The sequence below is a fragment of the Streptomyces olivochromogenes genome, assembly GCF_021538895.1.
Classification (GTDB): Bacteria; Actinomycetota; Actinomycetes; order Streptomycetales; family Streptomycetaceae; genus Streptomyces; species Streptomyces olivochromogenes_A.
In genome coordinates, this window is record NZ_JADDRL010000033.1 from 1 (window position 1) to 25,084 (window position 25,084).

At 71.3% G+C, this 25,084-nt stretch carries 24 protein-coding genes, 3 pseudogenes and 1 riboswitch; of the genes and pseudogenes, 16 read left to right on the forward strand and 11 right to left on the reverse strand.

Annotation, left to right across the window (positions count from 1 at the left end):
- The 4 genes from IPZ69_RS18435 to IPZ69_RS18450 all read right to left on the reverse strand — a co-directional run.
- On the reverse strand, positions 1-1,240 hold a 1,240-nt coding region (locus IPZ69_RS18435; RefSeq protein WP_235455233.1), incomplete at its 3' end, for a glycosyltransferase family 39 protein.
- Positions 1,237-2,475 carry a bifunctional glycosyltransferase family 2/GtrA family protein gene (locus IPZ69_RS18440; protein ID WP_235455234.1) on the reverse strand — a complete coding sequence of 413 codons (1,239 nt, stop codon included), beginning with the start codon at positions 2,473-2,475 and terminating at the stop codon, positions 1,237-1,239. The genes IPZ69_RS18440 and IPZ69_RS18435, both read right to left, overlap by 4 nt.
- 101 nt (positions 2,476-2,576) lie before the next feature.
- On the reverse strand, positions 2,577-3,098 hold the full coding sequence (locus IPZ69_RS18445; RefSeq protein ID WP_235455235.1) for a hypothetical protein: 522 nt from the start codon (positions 3,096-3,098) through the stop codon (positions 2,577-2,579).
- A 10-nt stretch (positions 3,099-3,108) separates the two neighbouring features.
- Positions 3,109-3,615, reverse strand: coding sequence for a SigE family RNA polymerase sigma factor (locus tag IPZ69_RS18450; protein WP_235455236.1), 507 nt, complete (start codon positions 3,613-3,615; stop codon positions 3,109-3,111).
- Between the two features lie 229 nt (positions 3,616-3,844).
- Here IPZ69_RS18450 and IPZ69_RS18455 point away from each other — a divergent pair, with 229 nt between their 5' ends.
- From IPZ69_RS18455 to IPZ69_RS18465, 3 genes are read left to right on the forward strand one after another with little or no spacing between them, the layout of a single operon-like run.
- The gene (locus IPZ69_RS18455) at positions 3,845-4,351 is read left to right on the forward strand and encodes an SRPBCC family protein (RefSeq protein WP_235455237.1); all 507 of its coding nucleotides are present in this window, start codon (positions 3,845-3,847) and stop codon (positions 4,349-4,351) included.
- On the forward strand, positions 4,351-5,409 hold the full coding sequence (locus tag IPZ69_RS18460) for an LLM class flavin-dependent oxidoreductase (protein ID WP_235455238.1): 1,059 nt from the start codon (positions 4,351-4,353) through the stop codon (positions 5,407-5,409). Before IPZ69_RS18455 ends, IPZ69_RS18460 begins: the two co-directional genes overlap by 1 nt.
- A complete protein-coding gene (locus IPZ69_RS18465; RefSeq protein WP_235455239.1) occupies positions 5,406-5,912 on the forward strand; it encodes a winged helix-turn-helix transcriptional regulator in 507 nt (168 codons plus the stop codon). Before IPZ69_RS18460 ends, IPZ69_RS18465 begins: the two co-directional genes overlap by 4 nt.
- Positions 5,913-5,924: 12 nt before the next feature.
- Here IPZ69_RS18465 and IPZ69_RS18470 read toward each other — a convergent pair whose 3' ends face one another.
- The 4 genes from IPZ69_RS18470 to IPZ69_RS18485 all read right to left on the reverse strand — a co-directional run bounded on the left by IPZ69_RS18470 (position 5,925) and on the right by IPZ69_RS18485 (position 11,027).
- Positions 5,925-6,515, reverse strand: a complete 591-nt coding sequence (locus IPZ69_RS18470) for a hypothetical protein (protein WP_235455240.1) — start codon at positions 6,513-6,515, stop codon at positions 5,925-5,927.
- Between the two features lie 66 nt (positions 6,516-6,581).
- A complete protein-coding gene (locus tag IPZ69_RS18475; protein ID WP_268834737.1) occupies positions 6,582-9,989 on the reverse strand; it encodes an NACHT domain-containing protein in 3,408 nt (1,135 codons plus the stop codon).
- 4 nt (positions 9,990-9,993) lie between these two features.
- Positions 9,994-10,344 carry a trypco2 family protein gene (locus IPZ69_RS18480; protein WP_235455242.1) on the reverse strand — a complete coding sequence of 117 codons (351 nt, stop codon included), beginning with the start codon at positions 10,342-10,344 and terminating at the stop codon, positions 9,994-9,996.
- 134 nt (positions 10,345-10,478) lie between these two features.
- Positions 10,479-11,027 carry a hypothetical protein gene (locus IPZ69_RS18485; protein ID WP_235455243.1) on the reverse strand — a complete coding sequence of 183 codons (549 nt, stop codon included), beginning with the start codon at positions 11,025-11,027 and terminating at the stop codon, positions 10,479-10,481.
- A gap of 163 nt (positions 11,028-11,190) precedes the next feature.
- On the opposite strand from IPZ69_RS18485, the gene IPZ69_RS18490 reads away from it, so the two are divergent.
- From IPZ69_RS18490 to IPZ69_RS18520, 7 genes are all read left to right on the forward strand, one after another.
- On the forward strand, positions 11,191-11,691 hold the full coding sequence (locus IPZ69_RS18490) for a carboxymuconolactone decarboxylase family protein (protein WP_235455244.1): 501 nt from the start codon (positions 11,191-11,193) through the stop codon (positions 11,689-11,691).
- A 90-nt stretch (positions 11,692-11,781) separates the two neighbouring features.
- Positions 11,782-12,207, forward strand: coding sequence for a hypothetical protein (locus IPZ69_RS18495; RefSeq protein ID WP_235455245.1), 426 nt, complete (start codon positions 11,782-11,784; stop codon positions 12,205-12,207).
- 208 nt (positions 12,208-12,415) lie between these two features.
- The gene (locus IPZ69_RS18500; RefSeq protein ID WP_235455246.1) at positions 12,416-13,897 is read left to right on the forward strand and encodes a sialidase family protein; all 1,482 of its coding nucleotides are present in this window, start codon (positions 12,416-12,418) and stop codon (positions 13,895-13,897) included.
- A gap of 70 nt (positions 13,898-13,967) precedes the next feature.
- On the forward strand, positions 13,968-14,477 hold the full coding sequence (locus IPZ69_RS18505) for a GNAT family N-acetyltransferase (protein ID WP_235455247.1): 510 nt from the start codon (positions 13,968-13,970) through the stop codon (positions 14,475-14,477).
- Positions 14,478-14,752: 275 nt separating this feature from the next.
- On the forward strand, positions 14,753-14,974 hold the full coding sequence (locus tag IPZ69_RS18510; protein ID WP_235455248.1) for a CbtB domain-containing protein: 222 nt from the start codon (positions 14,753-14,755) through the stop codon (positions 14,972-14,974).
- 21 nt (positions 14,975-14,995) lie between these two features.
- Entirely contained in the window at positions 14,996-15,748 is a 753-nt protein-coding gene (locus IPZ69_RS18515) for a CbtA family protein (RefSeq protein WP_235455249.1), read from the forward strand.
- 92 nt (positions 15,749-15,840) lie between these two features.
- On the forward strand, positions 15,841-16,194 hold the full coding sequence (locus IPZ69_RS18520; RefSeq protein WP_235455250.1) for a hypothetical protein: 354 nt from the start codon (positions 15,841-15,843) through the stop codon (positions 16,192-16,194).
- Positions 16,195-16,216: 22 nt separating this feature from the next.
- Here IPZ69_RS18520 and IPZ69_RS18525 read toward each other — a convergent pair whose 3' ends face one another.
- Complete coding sequence (locus IPZ69_RS18525; protein ID WP_235455251.1) at positions 16,217-16,807, reverse strand: histidine phosphatase family protein; 591 nt, start codon at positions 16,805-16,807, stop codon at positions 16,217-16,219.
- Positions 16,808-16,984: 177 nt separating this feature from the next.
- Positions 16,985-19,294, reverse strand: a complete 2,310-nt coding sequence (gene metE, locus IPZ69_RS18530; protein ID WP_235455252.1) for a 5-methyltetrahydropteroyltriglutamate--homocysteine S-methyltransferase — start codon at positions 19,292-19,294, stop codon at positions 16,985-16,987.
- Positions 19,295-19,449: 155 nt separating this feature from the next.
- Positions 19,450-19,667, reverse strand: a riboswitch (cobalamin riboswitch).
- A 78-nt stretch (positions 19,668-19,745) separates the two neighbouring features.
- On the opposite strand from metE, the pseudogene IPZ69_RS18535 reads away from it, so the two are divergent.
- Positions 19,746-20,010, forward strand: a pseudogene (locus IPZ69_RS18535) (3-hydroxyacyl-CoA dehydrogenase family protein); the annotation flags it as partial.
- Here the strand turns inward: IPZ69_RS18535 and IPZ69_RS18540 are convergent.
- Positions 20,011-20,218 (reverse strand): annotated as a pseudogene (locus IPZ69_RS18540) (3-hydroxyacyl-CoA dehydrogenase NAD-binding domain-containing protein); the annotation flags it as partial.
- A 154-nt stretch (positions 20,219-20,372) separates the two neighbouring features.
- Between IPZ69_RS18540 and IPZ69_RS18545 the strand changes: the two are divergent.
- The 5 genes and pseudogenes from IPZ69_RS18545 to IPZ69_RS18565 all read left to right on the forward strand — a co-directional run.
- Positions 20,373-20,624: pseudogene (locus IPZ69_RS18545) on the forward strand (short-chain fatty acyl-CoA regulator family protein); the annotation flags it as partial.
- 147 nt (positions 20,625-20,771) lie between these two features.
- Positions 20,772-22,142: an MBL fold metallo-hydrolase gene (locus tag IPZ69_RS18550; protein ID WP_235455253.1), complete on the forward strand. Its 1,371-nt coding sequence runs from the start codon at positions 20,772-20,774 to the stop codon at positions 22,140-22,142.
- Positions 22,139-23,401: an MFS transporter gene (locus tag IPZ69_RS18555; RefSeq protein WP_235455254.1), complete on the forward strand. Its 1,263-nt coding sequence runs from the start codon at positions 22,139-22,141 to the stop codon at positions 23,399-23,401. Before IPZ69_RS18550 ends, IPZ69_RS18555 begins: the two co-directional genes overlap by 4 nt.
- A 138-nt stretch (positions 23,402-23,539) precedes the next feature.
- Positions 23,540-23,980 carry a spore germination protein GerW family protein gene (locus tag IPZ69_RS18560; RefSeq protein ID WP_235455255.1) on the forward strand — a complete coding sequence of 147 codons (441 nt, stop codon included), beginning with the start codon at positions 23,540-23,542 and terminating at the stop codon, positions 23,978-23,980.
- Positions 23,981-24,340: 360 nt separating this feature from the next.
- Complete coding sequence (locus IPZ69_RS18565; protein ID WP_235455256.1) at positions 24,341-25,039, forward strand: SDR family oxidoreductase; 699 nt, start codon at positions 24,341-24,343, stop codon at positions 25,037-25,039.
- The last annotated feature ends 45 nt before the right edge of the window (positions 25,040-25,084 follow it).

A 25,084-nucleotide genomic window follows, 5' to 3' on the forward strand; every position in this document is an offset into this window, starting at 1 on the left:
CGAGTTCGAAGAGCACGTAGCCCGCGTACGAGCCGGAGGCGAGCGCCGCGAGACCGAGCAGGCTGATCTGCAGGGGCAGGCGGAGGCGGCGGAGCGCGGTGGCGAGCGGGATGAAGAGCGGGAAGGCGGGGAGCAGATAGCGGGAGACGTTGCCGAATATCTGCTGGCTGCCCAGGACGAGAGCGATCGTCAGCACGGTGTAGACGAGCAGCGGCGGTGGGAGCCGCAGTCGGACCAGCAGCGGGAGCAGCGCGAGGGTCAGCAGGACGGCACCGATGCCGACGATGTCCGCGAAGGGGAACGCGAAGAGATAGGTGAAGTGGCCGACCGGGACGGAGGTGAGCACGTCGAGTGTGTGCCGCCCGTAGTCGAACTCGTGGGCCCAGGCGCCGCTCTGGAGCGTGAAGTAGCCGCCGTAGGAGCCCATGCGATGGCCCACCCAGGCCAGGTATCCGAGCAGGCCGAGCGGTGCGAGGGCCATCGCGGCCACGGGGCGCGGGACGCCGACCCGGCGTCGGCGGAGGGCCGACAGGGCGGTGACGAAGAGCGCGGCGATCAGCGCGACGGCGGTGGGGCGGCAGAGCCCGGCGGCGCAGGTGAGGAGGCCCGCGGTGAGCCAGCGGTGGTTCAGGAGGGCGTGGCAGGCCCAGACGGTCAGGGCCACGTAGAGGGAATCGGAGTAGACCGACCACTCCACGCCGGAACCCGGCCACACCGCCCACAGTCCGGCCGCGGCCAACCCGGCTCCTCTGCCGGTGAGTTGGGAGGTGAGGACGTAGATGCCGAGCGCGGCGGCGAACGAGGAGACGACCGAGACCAGCAGCCCGGCCCCGTACAGGCCGAGGCCGGTGGTCTCGGAGACCAGCCGTATCAGCGCCGGGTAGAGCGGGAAGAACGCCGCGGAGTTCTCCTGCACGGTGAAGAGCCCGCCGGCGTGCGGCAGTTGGACGAGCGCGGGGTGGTACCCGTGCGCGGCGATCTGCTGGTACCACCAGCCGTCCCAGCTGGCCAGCACGTCCCAGGGGTGGGCGCCGCCGCCGAAGCGCGGGGGCTTCTTCCGGTAGTCCCCGGCCGAGTCCAGCAGGAAGAGGAAGACGGAGAAGCCGACGAGCTTGAGGCCGCCGTACATCGCCGCCGCCGGGCCGTACCGCTGCACCGCGCACCGCAGCCGCTGTCGGACGGGTCCGGGGGCGGTCGCGAGGGCGGGCGGACGGGCGGCGAGGGTTGTCAGGGTCTTCATGAGGCGGCGGCTCCCGTACGGTCACGGCGCGGCCGGAACACCCAGGCGCGCAGCAGCACGAACCGCAGCAGCGTCGCGGTCAGGTTGGCGGCGATCAGGACGGCGAGTTCGGCGCGGTCCGAGGCCTCGGGTGCCACGTGGTGCAGGAGCGCGAGGGAGCCGCCGGTGAGTGCGAGCCCCACGAGGAAGGCCGCCATGCCCCGGGCCTGGTGGCGCAGCGCGCCCGCGCGGCCGCGCACTCCGAAGGTGAGCCGCCGGTTCGCGGCCGTATTGGCCACCGCGCACACCAGCAGCGCCAGCGCGTTGGCCACCTGGGCTCCCGCCGCCGGACGCAGCGCCGCGTACAGCAGCAGGTGTGCCAAGGTGCTCACCGCTCCTACGGCGGCGAAGCGGGCGAACTGCGTGACCAGGCGCCCCGACGGCCCGTCGGCGCCCCGGTGCAGTCCGGTCGGCGGAAGCGTGCCGCGCAGCAGAGCCAGGGTGATCCTGGCGATGCCGCGCAGATCGGCCAGCGCGGTGGCCAGCAGATCGACCCGGCTGTCGGGATCGTCCACCCAGTCGACCGGCACCTCGTGGATCCGCAGCCCGTCCCGCTCGGCGACGACGAGCAGTTCGGTGTCGAAGAACCATTCCGGGTCCCGCACCAGGGGCAGCAGTCGCTCGGCGACATCACGTCGTACGGCCTTGAAACCGCACTGCGCGTCCGAGAAGCCGACCGAAAGGGTCGAGCGCAGCAGGGCGTTGTAGCAGCGGGAGATGATTTCCCGCTTGGGACCGCGTACCACGCGCGAACCGGGTGCCAGGCGCGTGCCGATGGCGATGTCGGAGTGCCCGGAGATCAGCGGGGCCACCAGCGGCAACAGGGCCGTCAGTTCGGTGGACAGGTCGACGTCCATGTATGCCAGGACCGGCGCCCGCGAGCGCGACCAGGCAGCCCGCAGCGCCCGCCCCCGCCCCTTCTCGGCCAGCCGCAGCCACTCGACCTCGGGCAGTTCGGCGGCCAGCCGGGCGGCGATGCGCGGGGTCGCGTCGGTGCTGGCGTTGTCGGTGACGGTGATGCGGAACGGGTAGGGGAAGGTCTCCCGCAGGTGCGCGGTCAGCCGCCGCACGCTCGGCTCCAGCGCGGCCTCCTCGTTGAACACCGGGACGACCAACTCGAGGACCGGCTCCGGGTGGTGGGCCGGCACCGGTGGCCGGTGCGGACCTGGCACGGTGACCAGACCTGCCTCTCTCATTTTTCGTCCTTTCTGTCAGCTTCTGTATGCATTCGTGCGCGGTTTCGGGGCATGCCGAAGGCACGCCTGGCGAGGGCGGGTTCAGGTGACGCGGGGTGCGGTCAGCCGGTCGGGCCGACCAGGGCCGAGGACGTGGCCGGTGGGGCCGACCGGCCGGGCGGTGGCTCCGAGGTGTAGTTCGCCGTCGATGTCGCCGGGGGCGCCGACGCCGTGTCCGTCTCCGAGTCCGCGGGTGTCGGCTCGGAGCCCGTGCTCGAACTGCCGGGCGTCGGCAGCTGTGAGGTGGCGGTCCCGCTCGGGGGCGCGGAGTTGGTGGCGGTCGAGGAAGGGGGCGTCGGCGACATGCCCGGCGTCGGTGTCGTGGTCGGCGACGGCGTCGGGCTGATCGCGGGCCGGGGGTGCGGGGCGCTGGGTTCGTCTCTGGCGTGGGAGTGGGGCAGCAGGAACAGTCCGGCGCCGAGCCCGGCCACCGCCAGGACGGAGCCGACGGCCGCCTGCGCCGCGCGCGCACGGCGACGGGCCCGGACGCCCGCCCGGAGACGTTCCCGGTGCCTCGGCTCGAAGGGGGACTGCTGCTCGGAGTGGTGCATCATGCGAGCCAGCTGCCGTTCGAAGTGGTCCATGGTCTCTCCCTCACCCCACCGGCTCGATGACGTCGGCCAGAAGCTGCCGCAGTCGTGCCACACCGCGTGCGGTGTGTGACCTGGCCGTGCCCAGGGGGCACCCCAGCGCCTCCGCGACCTGGCCCTCGGGCAGGTCCTGGTAGTACCGCAGCACCACCGCGACCCGCTGTTTCGCCGGCAACTGGCCCAGCGCGGCCTCCAGGCGCGACCGCTCGGCGACGACCGCGGAGACATCGCCGGCGACCGCCGTGTCCGGCAACTGCGCGACGGGACGCTCACCCCACCAGCGCCGCCTCGCCGACCGGGCCGCCGCGCGCACCATCACCTTCCGTACGTACGCGTCGGGGGCCTCGTCGGCGACCTTCGACCACACGAACCAGAGCTTGACCAAGGACTCCTGCACCAAGTCCTCGGCTCTGTGTCGATCACCGCCGGTGAGCAGCCGGGCGAGATGGAGCAATCCCGACCAGCGGACCGCCACGAACTCGTCGAACTCACCGGCCCGAGCCTGCGCCATCCGCAATGTCCCCGCTCTCGCCAGTTGCCTTCACGGAGAGAAAGACGGTGGCGGCCGCTCCGCTATGCACTCGGCGGCTGTGACCCTGGTCACTGGCCGCAAGGGGGCTGGGACATCGGCCCTGGAGCCCTCGGCGCTCCAGGCTCGCGCCGCTATTGACTTGCTAAGTCTTGTTACGCAACTCTGAAGGGGCAGGCAGACCCCTGGACCTCGAGGAGGCCGACTCACGATGGAGTGGACGGGCGCGCGGTACGCGGACACACCGACGGTCGAGGTGACGACCTGGATCGATGCCCCACCGCAGCGGGTGTGGGAGCTGGTCTCGGACGTGACCCTGATGCCGGGCATGAGCGACGAACTGGCGTCGACCGCATGGCTCGACGGCGCCACCGGGGCCGCCCTGGGCGCGCGGTTCGTCGGGCGCAGCAAGCACCAGGCCTTCGGGGAGTGGGCGACCACCTCGACCGTCGTCGAGTGCGAGCCGGCCCGGGTGTTCGCCTGGGCGGTGGAGGACCCGGACCGGCCGTCGGCGCTCTGGCGGTTCCGGCTGGAACCCAAGGACGACGGAACGGAGTTGGCGCAGTGGATGCGGATGGGCCCCGGACGCTCCGGCCTGTCCATGGCGATCGACGCCATGCCGGACAAGGAGCAGAAGATCGTGTTCGTACGGATGCGGGAGTTCGAGCACAACATGACGGCGACGCTCGCGCACATCAAGAAGCTGGCGGAGGCGTGATGCGGACCGCGACGACCGTCGAGGCGGCGGGCTTCGAATCCTGGTCCCGGCAGGCCGACTTCGTGATCGAGGCCGAGAAACTGGGCCTCGACATCTGCTGGGTGGCCGAGGCCTGGGGCTCGGACGCGCCATCCGCGCTCGGCTTCTACGCGGCCCGCACCGAGCGCCTGCTGCTCGGCTCGGGCGTGATGCAGGTCGGCACGCGCACGCCGGTGGCTCTCGCGCAGACGGCGATCACGCTCTCCAACCTCTCCGGCGGACGCTTCCTGCTCGGCCTGGGCCCCTCCGGGCCGCAGGTGATGGAAGGCCTGCACGGCGTGCCGTTCGCCCGGCCCCTCGCGCGTGTCCGCGAGACCGTGGAGATCGTGCGGGAGGTGGTCGCGGGCGGCAAACTCTCGTACACGGGCTCCGAGTTCCGGATCCCGCTGCCGGGCGGGGAGGCGGTGCCGATGCGTCTGTCCATGCGGGCCGAGCATCCGGTCCCGATCTACCTGGCCGCCCTGTCCCCGGCCATGCTCCGGCTCACCGGGCGGGTCGCGGACGGCTGGCTGGGCACCAGCTTCGTACCGGAGGGCGCGGCCGAGGCGTACTTCGCCCCGCTCGACGAGGGGCTGGCCGACAGCGGCCGCGGCCGTGCCGACATCGACGTCTGCCAGGGCGCCGAGGTCGCGTTCGCGCCGGACGAGGAGGCGCTCGGCGCCATGGTCGCCGGGCGCAAGAAGGAACTCGCCTTCAGCCTCGGCGGGATGGGTTCCGCGTCCACCAACTTCTACAACCGCGCCTACAGCCGCCAGGGCTGGAGCGAGGTCGCCGAGCAGGTGCGCGAGCGCTGGCAGGCGGGGGACCGGGACGGCGCTGCGGGCCTGGTCACCGACGACATGGTGCTGGCCACCACCCTCATCGGCACGGAGGACATGGTCCGGCGGCGGCTGCGCGTCTGGCGCGACGCGGGGGTGGACACCGTACGTCTCTACCCGGCCGGGGAGACCATGGAGGCGAAGCTCGACACCCTGGGCCGGGCGATCGAACTGGTACGGGAAGTCGGCGACGCGTCATGAGCCCGGCGCGCCCCTCCTTCGCCAACTGGCCGTGCTCCATCGCGAGAACGGTGGACGTGCTCGGCGACGCCTGGAGCTCCCTGCTGCTGCGGGAGGCGTTCTACGGCAGCAGCCGCTTCGAGGAGTTCCAGCGCGAACTCGGCATCGCCCGCAACACCCTGACCGACCGGCTGCGCCGCCTGGTCGACGAGGGGCTGATGGAGAAGCGCCGCTACGAGAGCGAGCCGCCGCGCTACGAGTACGTGCTGACGGAGAAGGGCCGCGACTTCTTCCCGGTCCTCGCCGCCCTCAGCCGGTGGGGCGACCGCTGGCTGGCGGGGGAGGAGGGCGCGCCGGTCACCCTCCACCACGACACCTGCGACCACGACGCGCACGCCGAGGTGGTCTGCTCGGCGTGCGGCGAGCCGATGCGCTCCGAGAACACGTCGGTACGGATGGGCCCCGGCTACCCGGAACACCTCAGAACGAGACCGGACATCGTCCGCCGCTTCACACAGACGTGAGGCGAACACCCGTCACCAGCCGAGCTGTGGTTCGCCCAGGACCTCGCCGCCGATGAGGGCGGCGAGCTTCTGGGCCCGGGGCAGGTCACCGAACTTGGTCACGTGGACGAAGACCGTGTGATGCTCCGCCCACCCGGCCCACTGGGCATGGTCCCCGTGGAACACGACCTGGACACCGTCGTACTTCGCCCATCCGAAGCTGTCCGCCTCCGGGTCGTCCGGCCACACGCCGTGCCACTCCAAGGAGGCGAGGCTCTGACCGAGAGCCGCGACGAACCGCTCCTCGACACCGCCTCCCGGAACTTCCTGCATCACGCTCAGCGGCAGGTGCGCCTCCAACGCCCGGTCGTCGACCGCACTCACGTCGAGGTCGTACCGGAGGTACTCACCCGTCGCCGGATCAGTACGGACATCCAGAAAATCGAAGTCCGCCCCGGGAAGGACCTCGGCCATCCGCCGCAACTCCGCCGCCGTCCGCAGCTCGGCGTAGAACCACACCTCGTCCTCGCGCTCCTCCAGCACCGCACACAGACGCTTGGCCTGCGCGTATGCCTCGGCAGCGTCGCTGGTCCGAAGAACGGGATATGCCATGGAGTTGCCCACGCCCCGAACCTTCACATGTCTCCGGGGGCTACGGCCAGGGGGTTTCCCACGACGTGGCGAGCTGTGTCATCCGCTCCGTCTGCCTCCCCGGCTGTCCGGAGTCGTCAGTGAAGGCGGCTGGCCCGGGGTGGCACGGAGCCGATGAACCAGCGGTCCCGGTTCTCGGATCGTGGGTCGTTCCATGGAGACGACGGTCACGGAGAGGTCGGGGAGTCCGTGGAGGGGTTTGAGATCGACCACCGGATCGGGAGTGACTCCGAGGTCGATGGTCAGTCTGCGGAGTGCCGGGAAGGTACGCGTCACTCCCTTCAGATGGGGGTCATTCAGGAGGCTGGGCAGTGTGAGGGAGTGGACCTGGTGGAGCGCGGGGAGGCGCTGAAGCTCGTACGCGGGATTCGCGAGGGGTAGCTGGAGCGCTTGGAGTCTTGGGAGCTCGGTCAGCTGTGCGAAGAGTTCGTCGAGCGCCGTCGGCTGCCAGATCGCAAGGCCGCGCAGGCCGACCCAGCCATGCAGCGTGTCCACCTGAAGGTCTTGGCTCGACACGGACAGCCGCGCCACGGAGCGGTGAGGCGGGGGAAGCCACGCGTATTGACCGATCGGCAGCCCTTGGAGGTGGAGTTCCCGGAGCCCGTGCACGGTGGGAATGACTTCCAGATCCTCGGGGAGCAGGAGCGCCGCGTTCAGTGCGAGGGTCACCAGGTGACAGTGGGCCAGATGGGAGATGTTCCTTATCTGGGCGGTGGAATCGACGATGAGGTGCTTGATGCCTGGCCGTCCGTTGAGGAACGACAGGTCGGTCAGGGCCGGGTTGTCGGCGACGCCCAGACGTTCGAGCGGTGTGTACGGCAGGTCCCGATGCAGTTGGTCAGCGGGGAACTTACCGTGCACGACGACCTTCTTGAGTGGCCCGAGGTGATGCAGGTGCTTGAGCATGTGGTCACGGTTGACCACGATCTCCAGGTCGTCGAGTCGCATGGTGGCGAGGACATTGCGCGCATAGGGCTCGGCCGGGAAGTCTCCCCAGGCAGAGGCCAGAAACTGACGCAGCGTCCTGCTTGGCTGGTCGGCGTACTCGCCGACGAGGGGCAGGCAGTCCGGGGTGCCGATCTTGGTCAGCGTTGTGGCAACGAGTAGCTGTACGTGCTCCGGCAGTCCTTCCGGCCCGGGAAGCATGGGAAGGACGTAGGCACCGAGTTTGGCCACCTCGGTTGCCTGGAGTATGTCCTTGGGAGGCATGAAAGCCCTGAGACGTTCGGCCACGGCGGCGCGTTTGTCCTGTGGTAGGAAGACCGCTTCGGCGGCGCAACTCGCGGCGAGGACATGCAGGTTCCAGCGCTGATGGCCCTCTTGGGCATCGCCCTGTTCCATCAGGTTGTCGATCACTTTCTCGACTTCGGCGGTCCTGCAGTGACCGATCGACAGGAGGACGACGTCTTGCCATTCCTCCTGGGCGGCATGGCCGAGCAGCTCCTTGAGGCTTTCGCTGTCCTGGAACTCCTTTGCCGCGAGGTAGTCCTGAAACGTGCGGTGGATGAACTGGATACTGTCCTCGGCGCGTTCCTCCAGAACCCCACTGCGATTGAGGATGTGCCGCAATACCTCGTCCACGGAGCCCTGCACCTCGGACATGCCGCTGAGCGTGGGGACCAGCCGGCTTCTGGCCTGCTCACGGGAGAGCTGGGACTGCCCGTTGCGCACCAGCCAGGCGGCGATGCGTTGGAGTAGCAGTTCGTGTTTCTCAAGATCCAGCTTGATCCCTTCCGGCTCGCGGATGTCGCGCCCCACGTCGCGCTTTCCGAGCAACATGTGCAGCGCTGCCGCATACAGTTCGGGGCGGCTCACCGGCAAGTCCCCTTCGCGGCGGCGATTGAGGGCGCAGATCACGGCACAGAGCAGGGGCGTTCTGGCCAGGTTGCGCAGTGCCGGGCTGCTCGTGAACTTCGCCTTGAGCTCGGCTTCCAGCTCCGCGAGATGTCCACTCTCGTCGGCCGACTGAGTTGGTTCCAGGCGAGCGGTGTCGTGCCAGGCGTGCACGAAGGCCTGGATGTCGGTGTCCCGCATGGGCAGGAGCCGCAGCTCGCGAAACCCCTCATTGCTCAGCCAGTTCATCTCCACCGCGAGCGGTCTCACCGTGACGAGGCAGTGTAGACCGGGGAATTCGGCCAGCATGTCGCCGAGCCACCGGTGAGCGTTCATCCTGTCGCCCCGGGGAACCTCGTCCAAGCCGTCCACCAGCAACAGCCCCCGCCCCGCCATCAGCACCCTGCGGGCCCAGCCCTGCGGAGCCTGGTCCGTCAGCAGGCGTGCGGCCCGGTCGAGTTCGCCGGGCCGCGGGAATCCCTCGCCCTTCGCTCGAAGACTGCGCAGCGGTACGACGAACGGCACCTGTCCGTTCAGGTGGGCCAGGCTTCCACCGAGCGTGCCCGAAGCCGCGTGGGAGGCCAGCCACCACACCAGAGTCGTTTTGCCCGCACCGGCTTCTCCCCTCAGGAGCACGCACGGCCCCGCCTCGGCCAGCAGCTCGTCGACGCGCCGTGGCCGGGAGGACACGCCCCTGGAACCGGCCGCCGGCGGGGCGGCCTCGGCTTCAAGGTGGAGGTACGCGGTGTCCAGGTCCCAGCGGGACTCGCGGGTGCTCAGCTCGTCCAGGCCGATGATGTCGATCTTGCGGTAGCGGTTCTTGATCGCCCGTCGGTACTGCTGCTCGAATGCCTCGTCGCGGCGGTGGTTCTCCGCGACGTCCTCGGTGCGCGGGGTCAGCAGTCCGGCCTCGGCACGGTCCAGCAGACGCAGTTGCTCCGCGTCGACGTTGGCCACCTCGATGCGCATGTGCTCCCGTCCGCGGGGGACGGCGGTGACGATGCCGAGCAGCACGCCGCTGGCGAACAGTGGCGCGCCCGAGAGGCCGGCGAGCGGGGAGTGGCGGTTGTCCGTCTCCGCCACGGGCTTTCGGGAAAACTCGCAGACCGTGACCTCCGGCCGTAGACGGCTCGCCATGGGCAGCACGGTGACCTCGTACTGATCACATTCGATTTCACCGCTGACGGGGTCGCGCTGCACGGCGGGAAACCCGATGATCTGGCAGTCGGTGATGGGCTGTGAGGTGGCGATCCGTCCCAGGCGCATGCGGCCCAGCGGCTGCAGGAAGTCGGGTCCCACCGCCTCGTTGCGTGTCCTCAGCAGTACGAGGTCGCGGGCGGTGTCGATCCATCGCACTTCGCAGGTGGCCCATTCGGAGCTGTGCGGGTGGATGATCTTGGCGGTGCGAGGGGGCTGAGTGGGGACGACCACGAGCTTGGGCGGCTTGCGCCGGAGATCAGTGACGTTCTCAGGGTGCTGGACCCGCGCTCTGGGCGGTCCGGTCAGCACATGTGCCGCCGTGAGGATGTGCCGGGGCCCGATCAGCACCCCGGTGCCTTGTACGGCGCCGTTGACCAGGACCACCCGGTCTGCCGACGAAGTGGCGCGCGGCATGGCGTCAGTCGCCGGTGATGGGGCGACCGAAGCGCCCCGTGCCGCCCGGGGCAGGGTTTCCCACACGCAATGGCCCACCTGTGCGGGCGTCCGTGGGTGAGAGCGTGAAGCTCACTTTGTGCGTGCGGGCGGTGGAGCGTGTGTCGTCGACACCGGCATCCAGGACCCACGCGCGGACCTTCGCGCCCGCCTTCTCCTCCGCACGTAGCTCCACCGTGAATTCCATCTGGATGTCGCCCACTTCGAAGGCGACGCCCTGCCCCGAAGCCCGACTCGCGGCGATGAGGAGCTGGTCCCGGACCGCCTGGACCGCGTCCGCCAACTCGATACCCTCTTGGGCATTCTGATCAGCCATGCTGCCTCCCCCGTAGCAGATGCTCAGGCAGCGAATGTACCGGGGAAACTCCCCGAAGTCGGCGGAAATCGATGAGGTGGTACGCCGCGGGACGGGCCCGCGCGGGCGGCCCCACCCGTCCACGAGCCAAGGGCTCAGGACCGCCGGCGTGGGGCCTCGTCGTCCGGGGTGTCGGGGCTGGCGAAGTGGAAGGGGACGCAGAGGTGGTCGGCCAGGGCTCGGCCGGCCTGGTCGGCGGCTGCGGCCGAGGGATGGCGGGTGCCTCGGTTCCCGGTGTCGCCGAGGTGTCGTACGGCCGTGCCCCAGTAGATGGTGGCCAGCGGGTGTTCCGCGTCGGGGTCGGCGGTGATGGCCAGCAGGACCACGAACCAGTCGTGGAAGGTGTCGCCGTCCCACACGGCCTCGACCGCGACGACGCGGCCGTGGAGGCCGGCGGCGCGGGCCGCCAGGGACTCCAGGTCGAGGGGGCTGTCGGGGGTGCGGGCGATTGCGTCGCCGTGGTGGTCGTAGCGTTCGGCGACCACGTACTGAGCGTCGGTGAGCCCCAGGCCACGCGCACGGCCGGCCGCCAGGACGACGCGGATCGCTTGCATGTGGGCGTCCTGGAGGACGTACCCGTCGACCTGTTGCCGGACCCCGGCCGGCAGCAGCTCCCACCACTGGGTCGCGGTCTTGTCACCCATGAGTTTCCCCGTCTCCCCTCAGGCCCGCACGGCAGGGCCCCCGAGCGTCACTGTAGAACGGCTGCCTGCTGCCCGAAGATTTTTTTCCGGGAGGCGTCACATCCTCGTCGTCGGTTCCGTCAGTGCTGTGTCAGCTATGTCAGACACCCGGAGGAACACAGTCATGGGAGATCAGTCGACCGCCGCGCAGACGGCCGGTTCGCGGCTGCCCGACCCGCTCAAGCTCGTCCCCGAGTTGGGGGAAGTGGCGGGACTGCTGTACAAGACCATCGGCAACGGCACGGTGCCGCAGAGCACGATCAGCTTCATGCACCTGAGGGCCGGTCAGATCGTCGGCAACACCTACCTGACCCTGATGCACACCGAGAGCCTGCGCAAGGCGGGGGAGTCCGAGGAACGGATCACCGCGGTGTCGTCCTGGCAGGACGCGCGCTGCTTCACCGAGGCCGAGGCCGTCGCGCTGGCCCTCGCGGAGGCGGTGCTCCAGCCGTCCGCGCACGGCGAGCGCGTCTCCGACGAGCTCTACGCCCGGGTGGCCAGGAGCTACGACGACAGGGCACTCGTCACCCTGATCCTCGCGCTCGGCCAGGTCAACTTCTTCATCCCGCTGGCCGTGATAGGCAAGCCGATTCCCGGCGCGAAGCCGTCCGAGCAGTGGAGCTGACCTGAGGGTGTCGGACGAGGGAGCCGCGGTGCGCCGTCGGCTTCCTCGTCCGGCGTTCCGGGAAGTCAACGGCGTACTGGGGGGCTGGACATGGGTGCCGTCGTCGTGGGCGTCATCGGAACGCTGCTCGGAGTCCTGATCGGCGGCGCCCTCCAGCAGTCGCAGGCGTCGCGCAACCGCAAGTGGCAGCGGGAGGACTCGCTCAGCGACGCCAAACGAACCGCCTACGCCGAGTATCTGCGGTCGATCAGCGCCAGTTACGCGCAAGCGGTGTCCGGTCAGCGGAACCGTTCGGAGGACGGCCGCCTGCTGGCTGTCACCGCTGAGATCGAGGTCCTGGCGGGGCGAGACGTGTCAGGGCCGGCTCGGGACCTGGTGAACTCCGTCATCCAGGCGCATACGGCGATCGCCGCGGGCGCGAGTGTCGCGGAGGCCGGGGTGGCCGAGGTCGACCGGCGTCGATACGAACTGATCGAACGGTTCAAGGCTGACCTTGGGCGCACGACACACCCCTGACCGTCACCGCGCCGAAGGGGCGGCTGAAACCTGCGCGGCATTTCAGGTGCACTTCGCGGAACGCGAGCCGGACATGCGCCCGAGCCCCGCACGGGGCGCTCGCCCGCGCGGCACTCCGCCTTTCGGCCCATCAAGGGCATCGACCACGACGCCGAAAGAGATCAAGCAGTGCCGTCGCTCGGCTGTCGAGGTCCGGAGGAGATCCTTCATGCGCGTCCGTCCGCCCTTGACCGCCACTGCCACCGCTACCGCCGCACTCCTGCTCACCGCTGTCACCGGTGCGACTCCGGCGGCCGCAGAGCACGGCAGCGACAGCGGGTCGCTGAGCAAGGTGTCCCACGGCGACCCCTACGCCGACTGCACCATCGGCGCGAGGTCCCCCGACAGCGTCGTCTATCCGGGCACCGAGGTCGAGCCTTACCTCACCGTCGATCCGCGCGACGCCAAGCGCGTGGTCACCGTGTTCCAGCAGGACCGCTGGTCCGACGGCGGCGCCCGTGGCCTGGTGGCGAGTTGGAGCAGGGACGGCCGTACGTTCCACGAGAGCACGCTGCCGTTCAGCGCCTGCGCGCCGGGCGGCGCGGACTTCGAGCGGGCCACCGACCCCTGGGTGAGCACCGGACCGGACGGCACCGTCTACGCCGGCGGAGAGGGCGTCGACTTCACGAAGAGCACGCGTACCGGCCTCCTCGCCGCCACCTCCCACGACGGCGGGCGTACCTGGGAGAACCTCACCACCACACACGTCGACGAGCAGCCGTTCTTCAACGACAAGCCCTCGATCACGGCCGACCCGATCCGCAGGGGCACCGCCTACCAGGTCTGGGACCGCCTCGACAACGACCCTCCCGAGCCGAGCGACCTCGACGGTCCGGGCTACATCTCCGTCACCCGCGACGGCGGCCGCACCTGGAGCGAGGGCCGGCGGTTCGTCGACACCAGCGCCGTTCCCAACACGCAGACCATCGGCCACGTGATCGTCGTCAACCGGCACAGCGGCGCCCTGTACGACTTCTTCGACTGGATCACCTACGCCGATGACCTGACCACCGTCACCGACGCCCACTACGCGGTGGTGACCTCGACCGACGGCGGCGCGACCTGGAGCGCGCCGGTCACCGTGGCCAAGGACACCGCCGTACCGGAGGTCCACCCGAACGACCCCACCAAGGCACTGCGCGCCGGCTCCACCCTGCCCAGCCCGGCCATCGACCCGAAGAGCGGCACGCTGTACATGGCCTACGAGGGTTCGGACTTCTCCGGCGGCAGGCACAACTCCGTCCAACTGGTGCGCTCCACCGACGGCGGGCACACCTGGAGCAGGACCCCGACGCTGATCAGCCCACGGCGCGTGCCGGCTTTCTCCCCGTCGGTCGCCGTCGACGAACGGGGCACGGTCGCGCTCACCTACTACGACGTCCGCTTCCTCAAGCCGGGCGACACCACCACGCTGCCCACCGCCTACCAGTTGGCCACGCTGCCGCACGGCGACCCGCGGTCGCTGTCCGAGCGGCGGATCTCCCGGGTCTTCGACTGGCTGCAAGCGCCGTACGCGGGCGGCTACTTCATCGGTGACTACCAGGGCCTGGTGTCCGTCGGGACCGGGGTGCGACCGGCGCTGACCGAGACCAACTCCGGCGCACCGGACAACCGTACGGACGTCTACAGCGGCATCTTCCGCACCCGGTGACGGGCCTGGACCACCCGAAGGTGTCGTAGGCAGTGTCCCGCTTCCGTCCGCGATGCGGGAGGCTGGGATCATGCGCACCGACTGGATCACCCGTGTCGAGACCGGCGCCGACCTCCCCGCCATCCGCGAGATCGACCTGGCGGCCTTCGAGACGCCGTTGGAAGCCGACCTCGTCGACGCCCTGCGGGCCGACGCGTCCTGGATCGACGGTCTGTCCATCGTCACCGCCACGCCGGACGGCAGGCCCGTCGGCCACGCGCTGCTGACTCGCTGCCACATCGACGCCACCCCGGCCCTGTGCCTGGCCCCCGTCGCCGTACTGCCCGAGTACCAGGGGACCGGCGCCGGATCCGCGGCCGTCCGCGCCGCGCTCCAGGCCGCCCGGGACACGGGCGAGCACTTCGTCGTCGTCCTCGGGCATCCGGCGTACTACCCGTGCTTCGGCTTCACCCGCGCCTCCACCCACGGCATCGGCGTCACCTTCGACGTCCCGGACGAGGCCCTGATGGCCCTCACCCTGCACGCCGGTCACCCGCTGCCCGGCGGTACCGTCCACTACGCCGCACCCTTCGGCGTCTAGGAGACCCGTGCGGGGGCGGAGGTGCCGCCAATCCTGGCAGGCCGGACAAGAGGGGAAGATCACGTTCGCCGATGCGGTCTTGGCCAGGCTCCGGACTCGCGGTACCGTCGGTCCGATATCGACGACGGCAGAACGGAAGCCGGTGGAAGTCCGGCACGGTCGCGCCACTGTGAACGAACAGCCCTGCAGCGCCAGGGCTGTTGGTGAGTCAGACCCGTAGCGGTCGTCCTGTGCACCACCGAGATGGGACGCGAACTCCCAGAGGAGGTTCTGCCATGGCGCAGACCGTCGCCCAGCCGACAGCCACCACCCCCGCCGTTCCCGCCACGCTGCCGCTGAAGGCGATAGCTCCCTGGGCGGTCTTCTTCGGCATCCTCATGCTCATCCTGCTCTACTTCGTCGGCGCCGAGCAGGGCGCCACCTCCGTGTTCAACGGCACGGACGTCCACGAGTGGGTGCACGACGCCCGCCACCTGCTCGGTTTCCCCTGCCACTGACGCGAGGGACGCCGCACACCCATGAATTCCGCAACGGTTAGAAACCTCCTCGTGCGGGGCATGCTCGCCGGCCTCGCGGCCGGCGTGCTCGCCCTGGTCGCCGCCTACTTCCTCGGTGAGCCGAACGTCGACAGCGCGATCAGCTTCGAGGAGGCCCACTCCCACGAGCACGAGATGGAAGTCGTCTCCCGCTCCCTGCAGTCCACCGCCGGCCTTGCCACCGGCGTCCTGGTCTACGGGGTCGCCTTCGGCGGCATCGCGGCGCTCGCCTTCTGTTTCGCGCTCGGCCGGGTGGGCCGCTTCAGCCCGCGGGCGACCGCGCTGCTGCTGTCCGGCTGCGCGCTGCTCGCCGTGTACGTCGTGCCGTTCCTGAAGTACCCGGCCAACCCGCCGTCGGTGGGTGACCCGGACACCATCAGCAAGCGGACCAGCCTGTACTTCCTGATGATGGTGCTCAGCCTGCTCCTGGCGATCGCTGCCACCATCCTCGGCAAGCGGCTCGCGCCCACCCTGGGCACCTGGTGGGCGACCGTGGTCGCGGTGGCGGCCTTCGCCACCGTGATCGGGCTCGCGTACGCACTCCTGCCGGCCGTCAACGAGGTGCCGCAGCACTTCCCGGCCACCCTCCTGTGGCGGTTCCGTCTCTCCGCACTGGCCATCCAGGCCGTTCTGTGGGGCGGATTCGGTCTGCTCTTCGGCGAGTTGGCCGAGCGGCAGCTGAACCCCAAGCCCGCGACCGCGACGTCGGGGCGGGCGGTTCCGGCCGCCCACTGATCCCTTCCGGACACGAGTCGGCCCTTCGGAACCGTCCGAGGGGCCTCTCGCGTTCTCGGGACACCGACGGAGGCGACGAGCGGAGGAGCCGAGTGGCCCGCCAACATCCCCAACCGCGCCACATCACTCTCGGCGGACGCGAGGCGGTCGCCCTGACCCCGGAGGAGTACCGGCGACTGGTCGCCAGCCGACGCCAGATCGGCGGTCAGAGCGCGCGCGTGCGGGTCCTGGCCCAACAGGCCAAACGCACCGAGAGACTCCTGCGGGAGCTCGAAGCCCTGGTCGGCGGCCCGCAGCCCGGCTGTCCCCCGCCCCAGGAGCGAACAGGGGCGCTGGAAGCGGCCGAGTGCGACCGCCACCACGACACCACCGGCGCCCCGGATACCGACTGCCTGCGCTGCGCGATAGCGGCGCTCCTGCGCCGCCACCGGGACGAGACCGCCTGATCAGGCCTCGCGCCGACCGGCGTCAGGGCGCGGATGCGCCCCCCGGCGGGGAGAGGACGGGTCCGAGCCGCAGATTCCAGCGCCCGGAGCGGCCGGTGACCTCCGTCGCCGCGAGCGGGGGGACGTCGACGCGCCAGAACGCGGTCTCGGGCGCGCCCAGCGCGTGCAGCACCACCGCCCGGATCACCTCCGGCTCCGCCACGGCGACCGTCCTGCCGTCCGCCAGGCCGGTCGTCTCCAGCCACCGCGCGACGCGCGCACACAAGTCCCGTACGGACTCACCGCCGTGCGGCGCGGCACCGGGATCGGCGAGCCAGCGGGCCACCGCCTCCGGCTCGGCGGCGCCGACCTCGTCCAGGGTCAGCCCCCGCCACCGGCCCACGTCCAGGCCCGAGAGCCCCGTCTCCTGCGAGGCGTCGAGGCCCAGCGCGGCCGCCGTCTCCCGACAGCGCACGCTGGGCGAGACGAAGACACGACCGGCGGTGGGCAGGGACAGCGCCGTCGCCCCCGCCCGGACCGCCGCGCTGTCCTCGATCGAGTCGTCGTCGTCGAAGCGGGCCCGCCGCAGCGATGGTGTCATCGCCGGTGAGATGAGAGTGACTCTGCTCGTCACCGCGTTACTCCTCCTGCTCCGCTGCGGCGGGGTCGCCGGACCGTCCTTCTGTCCCACCCCGTATCCGTCACCACACCACGCATCCTCGCAGCATCCTGCGCGGCCGGGGTGGGGCGGGTGACCGCGGGTGGACCGGTGACCGGACCCGAGGCAGGCCCGGTCACCGGCCGCGGCCCGCTACAGCTCCGTGCGCACCCTCCGTGCCGCGGCCACCAGGTTCTCCAGCGAGGCGCGGGTCTCCGGCCAACCGCGGGTCTTCAGGCCGCAGTCGGGGTTGACCCAGAGCCGTTCGGCGGGGATGGCCTTCAGACCGGTACGGAGCAGCTCGGCCGTCTCCTCGGCGCCGGGCACGCGAGGGGAGTGGATGTCGTACACGCCGGGTCCGGCCTCGCGCGGGTAGCCGTGGGCGGCGAGTTCGCGGGCGACCTGCATATGGGAGCGGGCCGCCTCCAGGCTGATGACGTCGGCGTCGAGGTCGTCGATGGCCTGGACGACGTCACCGAACTCGGCGTAGCACATGTGCGTGTGGATCTGGGTGTCCGGCCGTACGCCACCGGTGGTCAGCCGGAACGCCTCCGTCGCCCACGTCAGGTACGCGGGACGGTCGGCGGCGCGCAGCGGCAGCGTCTCGCGCAGGGCGGGTTCGTCGACCTGGACGACCGAGGTGCCCGCCGCCTCCAGGTCGCCCACCTCGTCGCGCAGGGCGAGCGCGACCTGGCGCGCGGTCTCGGCGAGGGGCTGGTCGTCGCGGACGAAGGACCAGGCGAGCATGGTGACCGGACCGGTCAGCATGCCCTTGACCGGGCGGTCGGTGAGCGACTGGGCGTACGTCGTCCAGCGCACCGTCATCGGATCGGGACGGGAGATGTCGCCGGCGAGGATCGGCGGGCGGACGTAGCGGGTGCCGTACGACTGGACCCAGCCGTGCTGGGTGGCGAGGTAGCCGGTGAGCTGTTCGGCGAAGTACTGGACCATGTCGTTGCGTTCGGGCTCACCGTGCACGAGGACGTCCAGGCCGGTCTTCTCCTGGAAGGCGATCACCTCCTGGATCTCCGCCCTGATGCGCTCCTCGTAGCCGGTCGTGTCGATCCGGCCCGCTCGCAGGTCGGCGCGGGCGGTGCGCAGCTCGCCGGTCTGCGGGAAGGAGCCGATGGTGGTGGCCGGCAGCAGGGGCAGGCCGAGGCGGGCGCGCTGGGCCGCGGCCCGTTCGGCGTACGGCTGTGAGCGGCGGGCGTCGGCCTCGGTGACCGCGCCGGTGCGGGCGCGGACGGCCGGGTCGTTGGTGACGGGGGAGTTCGCCCGGGAGGCCAGGTCGGCGCGGTTGGCGGCCAGTTCGGCGGCGATGGCGCCCGTACCACGGTTGAGCCCGCGGGCCAGGGTGACGAGCTCGGTGGTCTTCTGCCGGGCGAACGCGAGCCACCGCAGGATCTGTGGCGCGATGTCCCGCTCGGCCGTCGTGTCGAGGGGGACGTGGAGCAGCGAGCAGGAGGCCGCGACGTCCACCCGGTCCGCCAGGCCGAGCAAGGTGCCGAGCGTGCTCAGGGACTTCTCCAGGTCGGCGACCCAGATGTTGCGGCCGTTGACGACCCCGGCGACCAGCCGCTTGCCGGGCAGACCGCCGACGGCCGCGAGCGCCTCCAGGTTGGCGGCGGCGGCGTCGGTGAAGTCCAGCGCGAGTCCGTCGACGGGCGCCTTGGCGAGGACGGGCAGGGCCTCACCCAGCCGATCGAAGTAGGAGGCGACCAGCAGCTTCGGACGGTCGGTGCGGGCACCGAGGTCGCGGTAGGCGCGGCCGGCGGCGTCGAGTTCGGCCGGGGTGCGGTCCTGGACCAGGGCGGGCTCGTCGAGCTGCACCCACTCGGCGCCGGCCGCGCGCAGGTCGGCGAGCACGTCGGCGTACACCGGCAGCAGGCGGTCGAGCAGGGTCAGCGGGTCGAAGCCTGCGGCCACACCGGGGGCGGGCTTGGCGAGGAGCAGGTAGGTGACGGGTCCGACCAGTACCGGCCGCGCCGTCAGGCCGAGGGCGAGGGCCTCCCGCAGTTCGGCGACCTGCTGGGCGGAGTCGGCCGCGAACGTCGTGTCCGGGCCCAACTCCGGTACGAGATAGTGGTAGTTGGTGTCGAACCACTTGGTCATCTCCAGCGGCGCGACGTCCTGCGTCCCGCGCGCCATGGCGAAGTAGCCGTCCAGCCCGTCCGCGGCGACGGCCTCCCGGTGCCGTGCGGGGATCGCGCCGACCATGACGGTGGTGTCGAGCACGTGGTCGTAGTACGAGAAGTCACCGGTCGGTACTTCGTCGAGGCCGGCCTCGGCCAGCTCGCGCCAGTGCCTCCGGCGCAGTTCGGCGGCGGTGGCGCGGAGGGCGTCGGCGTCGACGCGGCCCTTCCAGTAGCCCTCGATCGCCCTCTTCAGTTCCCGGTTCCGTCCCTGACGGGGGTAGCCGTACACGGTGGCCCGTGCTGCCGCGGCCGCGGACTTGGTGGTCACGGAGATCTCCTTCGCGAGATGAATCCCTGAGATCCCGGGGACGGGAGGAGAGCGCGAAGGGAGTGACACACCGGACGGCGACGGCGCAGGGCCGTGCGTTCGGTGTGTACGTCGACCCGCCCTCGAAGGTCACCGGGATGTCCGCGCACGAGTGCTTCGCGCGCGGGCAGTTGGCAGGTCTTCGGACTCGCGGGCACGTCCTCACCGAGGAGGACACCTACTGGCCGTCGCTTCCCAGGCCCTCAGGACCCAGTGCGTATGACGGCGGTCGTTCCCGCTCACCGCTGCGGGGCAGTCCCGGATTCCCGCCGGGTTCCCTCTTGCGACGCCTCCCGCCTGGCGGACGGGGCGAACCAGCTGCGTCGATCAGCTTAGAGGGTGACGCGGGCCACCGGAGCGCCGTCCCACGGTTCGGACGGCACCGTGGACACCGGGGCGGGGCCCACTCAGCTCCCGGGACCGGGCGGGGTGCGTCGTCAACGCGTTGCTCGCCCCGTACCCGCTGGCGGCCGTCCGGATGACGGAGTCCGGCTTCGCCATGGCCGCCGACGTCGACACCGGCCTGGAGCTGGGCTGCGCCCAACCCAGGGACCGCTCGGACTCGCCGACCTGATCGGCCTGGACACCACCGCTGCCACCGCCGAGTCGCTCTACGAGGAGTGCGGGAACCCCTCTACACCCTTCCCCCGCTGCTCCGGCGGATGGTCCAGGCTGGGCAGGGCGTCCCGCGCCGCCTCCGGCGCCGGCCTGCCCCGCTGGACCGCGCGGTCCAGGGAGGAGGACACCCGGTGCGGCGCGGCGCGGGCTGCCGTGGCGTCGGCCTCGCGGACCACAGTGTCCAGCCCGGCCCGCGCGCACCTCGGCGATGCCCGTGCCCGTCTGCCCGCAGCCGACCCCTCTCGCGCGCCGGATGCCGCCGCTCACGAGACCGGCTTCGCGCGGCGCACGAGGTGGCGGGTGTAGGCAATCGGGGGTGAAGAAGCACGGCAACTCGCCGCTCAGGGCGGTGCGTTCGAAGATCGCCCGTACGTCGTCGAGGGGCGCCCAGGGGAACCGGGCGCCGAGCGCGGCGAGTTCCTCGTGGGGCGAACCCGGCAAGACCTTCGCCATCGGCCTCGGCTGCGAGGTGCGCCACGCCCACCGCCTCGTCTACTCCGACGGCCTCGACCTCGCCAACGCCTCCGCCGCGACCCCCATCGGCACGGGCTGCCGCGTCTGCGAACGCCTCGACTGCCCCCAGTGCGCCGCACCACCCCTCGGCCGCCCCCTCCGCATCGACCAGAACACCAGCACGTTCGTGCCGTACCCCGTGTCGGACACCACGGCCTGACCGGTCCTGCCCCGGGCCGGTCGCGGAGCGGCAGGGCCACGCGGAGCACCTGTCCGCATTGCTTACTCCATAAATCTATGGATTACTGTAAGTGGAGCCGAGGGCATCGCTTCCCGCTCGGCAGTGCCTTGCTCGGAAGGACATGGGATGGGCTTCGCCGACGACCACCTGATACCGCTGGTCGACCAGGGTCTGGGGAACAGCGCGTACCTCGTCGACCTGGGCGACGGGCGGGCGCTGGCGGTGGACGCCGGCCGGGACCTGCGCGCCCTGCGGAGGGCGGCCGAGCGGCGCGGCCTGACCGTCGCCTACGCGGCGGACACGCACCTGCACGCCGACTTCCTCTCCGGCGCCGTCCAGCTCGCCCACGACGACGGCGCCCGCGTCCTCGCCTCCGCCGTTGGTCGGCGCGACTTCCCGCACACCCCGCTGGCCGACGGCGACGAGACGGACCTGGGCGGCCTGACCCTGCGGGCCCTCGCGACGCCCGGCCACACCGACGAGCACCTGTCGTTCCTGCTGCTGGACGGCGAACGGGAACTCGGCGTGTTCAGCGGCGGCTCGCTGATCGTGGACTCGGCTGCCCGTACCGACCTCCTCGGCGCGGCCCGTACCGAGGAACTCGCCCGCGCCCAGTACCACTCCCTCAGGCGTCTCGCCGCCCTGCCGGACGAGGTCGCGCTCTGGCCCACCCACGGGGCAGGTTCCTTCTGCTCGGCCCCGCCCGGCACCGAGCGCACCTCCACCGTCGGCGCCCAGAAGCGGACCAACCCGCTGCTGTCCGCCCCGGACGAGGACACCTTCGTACGACTGCTCCTGGACGGCCAGGGCAGCTACCCGGACTACTTCGACCGGCTCGCCGAGGCCAACCGGCGCGGTCCCGCCGTCCTGACCTCCGCACCCCTCCTGCCGGACCTCGACGCCGGACAGGTCAGGTCCCTGCTCGCCGACGGCGGTCAGGTGGTCGACGTGCGTCCGGCCGCCGACTACGCGGCCGGCCACATCCCCGGTGCCCTGTCCATCCCGTTGCGCGGCCAGTTCGCCACCTGGCTGGGCTGGCTCCTGCCCGACACCGCACCGCTCGCCTTCGTCGCGGGCGAGGACCAGGACCTCGACGAGATCGTCTGGCAGGCGTACAAGATCGGCTACGAGCGGCTCACCGGACGCCTCACGGGCGGCATGACCGCCTGGCTGGCCGACGGCAACCCGCGGGCCACCACCGCGTTCGTCACCGCCGACCAGGCAGGGGACCGCCCCTACCTCGACGTGAGGCAGGACGCGGAGTTCGCCGCCGGACATGTCCCCGGCGCCCGCCACATCGAGCTCGGCGGGCTCGCCGCGCACGCCGTCGAGGCCCCCGAGGGGCCGATCGTGGCGTGCGGCCACGGCGAGCGGGCCATGACCGCCGCCAGCCTCCTCGAACGCGCCGGCCGCATCGACATCGCCGTCCTCGACGGCGGACCCGCCGAGTACGCGGCCGCCCACAGCCGGCGGCTCACCCAGGGGGCGGACGCGTGAACGCCACTCCCGCGACCGCCGCACCGGCCGACGCGTCCGGACGGCCCGTCCGCCTGGGCCTGCGGGAGAACTGGCTCCAGTTCACCCTGCTCGTCGTCGTCAACGTCTGCGTCGGCGGTCTGGTCGGCCTGGAACGCACCACCGTCCCGCTCATCGGCGCCGAGGTCTTCGGCCTCACCAGCGACCTCGCCGTCTTCTCCTTCATCATCGCCTTCGGCGTCACGAAGGCACTGACCAACCTCGCCGCCGGCGCCCTCACCGCCCGCTTCCGCCGCAGGCAACTCCTGCTGACCGGCTGGCTGATCGGCATCCCCGTCCCCTTCGCCCTCGCCTGGGCGCCCTCCTGGGGCTGGATCGTCGCCGCGAACGTCCTGCTCGGACTCAACCAGGGGCTGACCTGGTCGATGACCGTCAACATGAAGATCGACCTCGTCGGACCGTCCCGGCGGGGCCTGGCCACCGGCCTCAACGAAGCCGCCGGCTACACCGCCGTCGGCGCCACCGCCCTGCTCACCGGGTACCTCGCCACCCACCACGGGCTGCGCCCCACCCCCGAACTCATCGGCGTCGTCTTCGTCGCCGCCGGCCTCGCCCTGTCCCTCGTCGTCCGCGACACCGCGGCGCACGTGGCCCTCGAACTCGCCCAGCACGCCAAGCCCTTGCCCACCGGCGAGGACGCGGGACTGGCCGCCACCTTCGCCCGTACCTCCTGGCGCGACCGCTCCCTGCGCGGCGCCAGCCAGGCCGGCCTGGTCAACAACCTCAACGACGGCCTCACCTGGGGTGTCTTTCCCCTGCTCTTCACCGACCACGGCCTGGGCCTCGCCGCCGTGGGCCTGATCAAGGGCCTCTACCCCATCCTGTGGGGCCTCGGCCAGATTCCCACCGGCCACCTCGCCGACCGCATCGGCCGCAAACCCCTGATCGTCCACGGCATGCTCGTCCAAGCCGCCGGATTCGTCCTCGCGCTCGCCCTCCTCGGCCGCCCGCTGCTCGCCGGAGTCGTCTCCGCGGTCTTCCTCGGCATCGGCACCGCCATGGTCTACCCGGCCCTGATCGCCACCGTCTCCGACCACGCCCACCCCACCTGGCGCGCGAACGCCCTCGGCACCTACCGCTTCTGGCGCGACATCGGCTACGCGGTCGGCGCCCTGGTGGCCGGCATCCTCGCCGACGCGCTCGGACTCAACGCCACGGTCGTCGCCGCCGCCGTCCTCACGGCCGTGTCCGGCGTCTTCGCGGCGCGCTGGATCACCTGAGCAGCGCCGCACCGCCGCACCGGCGAGACCCTGGCAGATGCGGCCGGGCGCGGCCTATCGTGAAGTCACTTCGCTCTGTAGTGACTCCGCCACATCCCGTACGGACGCCTGCCCTCCTCACCAGGAAGCGAGCCCCCGATGAGCGGCACCGAGAAGACCCCCGCTTCCGTCCCGCTCGGGGACCTCACCGCGGAGCACGCCTCCGTCACCCTGCTGGAGCGGCTGGCCGACAAACTCGGCGCCCGGGCCTCGGTGGCCGCGGTGTACGGCGAACCCGTCACCCGGGACGGCGTCACCGTCATCCCCGTGGCCCGGGTCGGCTTCGGCTTCGGCGGCGGCACCGGGCGCGAGATCGGTACCGCCAAGACCGCCAAGACCGCCGAGGGCGGCGGGGGAGGCGGCGGCCTGGAGGCCCGCCCGCTCGGCTTCATCGAGATCAAGGACGGTACGGCGGTCTACAAGCCCATCCGCGACCCGTGGACGGACGTGGCTCTCCCGCTGGTGGCCGTGCTGGCCGGGGTCCTCGGCACCAAGTCGGTGCGCGCCCTGACCCGGCTGCGGAGTCGTCGCCGTACTTGAGCGCGCGAGCGCGCGGGCGCTTGCGACGGCCTGCGCCCGGATCTCGCTCGAAGTGACAGGCGGCCACGGCGAAGGGAAGACTGATCCCATCACGTCGTGCACACCCGCTCCTGCGAGGACAGCATGTGGTCCCGGACATCGATCGCCGACCCTGCCCGTCACCATCGCCGACCCTGCCTGTCATTCAGCGGAGCCCACGCACCGGCGTCACAAGCCACCCATGATGCGGTGCCGAGGCGTGCGCGACCTTCATGAACGCGGTTCGGGGCGCCTTCCGTAGCGGGGCGCGTCGCTGCCCCGAAGGCACTGGCCGGACCGGGCCGTGCGGGAGTGGGAACCCCCGGAGTAAGGAGTCCGATCATGGAAATCAATGGATCGGTCGCCCTGGTGACCGGCGCGAACCGGGGCATCGGACTGGCCTTCTCGCGCGCCCTGCTGGCCCGGGGAGCCGCCAAGGTGTACGCGGGCGTCCGCCGGCCCGAGGACTTCGAGGAGCCCGGGCTGGAAGCCCTACGCCTCGATGTCACCGACCCCGAACAGGTCGCGGCCGCGGCGGCGGCCGCGACCGACGTCACCATCGTGATCAACAACGCGGGCATCCAGGCGGGGCCCGGACTCTTCGAGGGATCCTTCGACGGTGCGCGGCGGGAGCTGGAGGTGAACTACCTGGGCACCTGGTCCGTGTCGCGGGCCTTCGCGCCGGTGCTCGCCGCCAACGGTGGCGGAGCCCTGGTGAACATGCTGTCGGTGGCCTCATGGCGAGCCAACAGCCGCTGGCCCAGCTACGCGGCGTCGAAGTCCGCCCAGTGGTCCCTGACCAACGCGCTCCGCGTCGCGCTGCGGGAACAGGGCACGCTCGTCGTCGGGGTGCACGCGGGCTATGTGGACACCGACGCCACCGTGACGGTCGACGCCCCGAAGATCGAGGCGGCGGACGTGGCCGAGATGACGATGGACGCCATCGCACGCGACGAGCCGGAAGTCCTCGTCGACGAACCCGCCCGCCAGGTGCGCGCCGCCCTGTCCGGCCCCTTGGATCTGCAGTACCCGACCCCCTGACCACCCTGACCACGCTCGGAGCGACGGCGAGGCGGACCGAGGCGG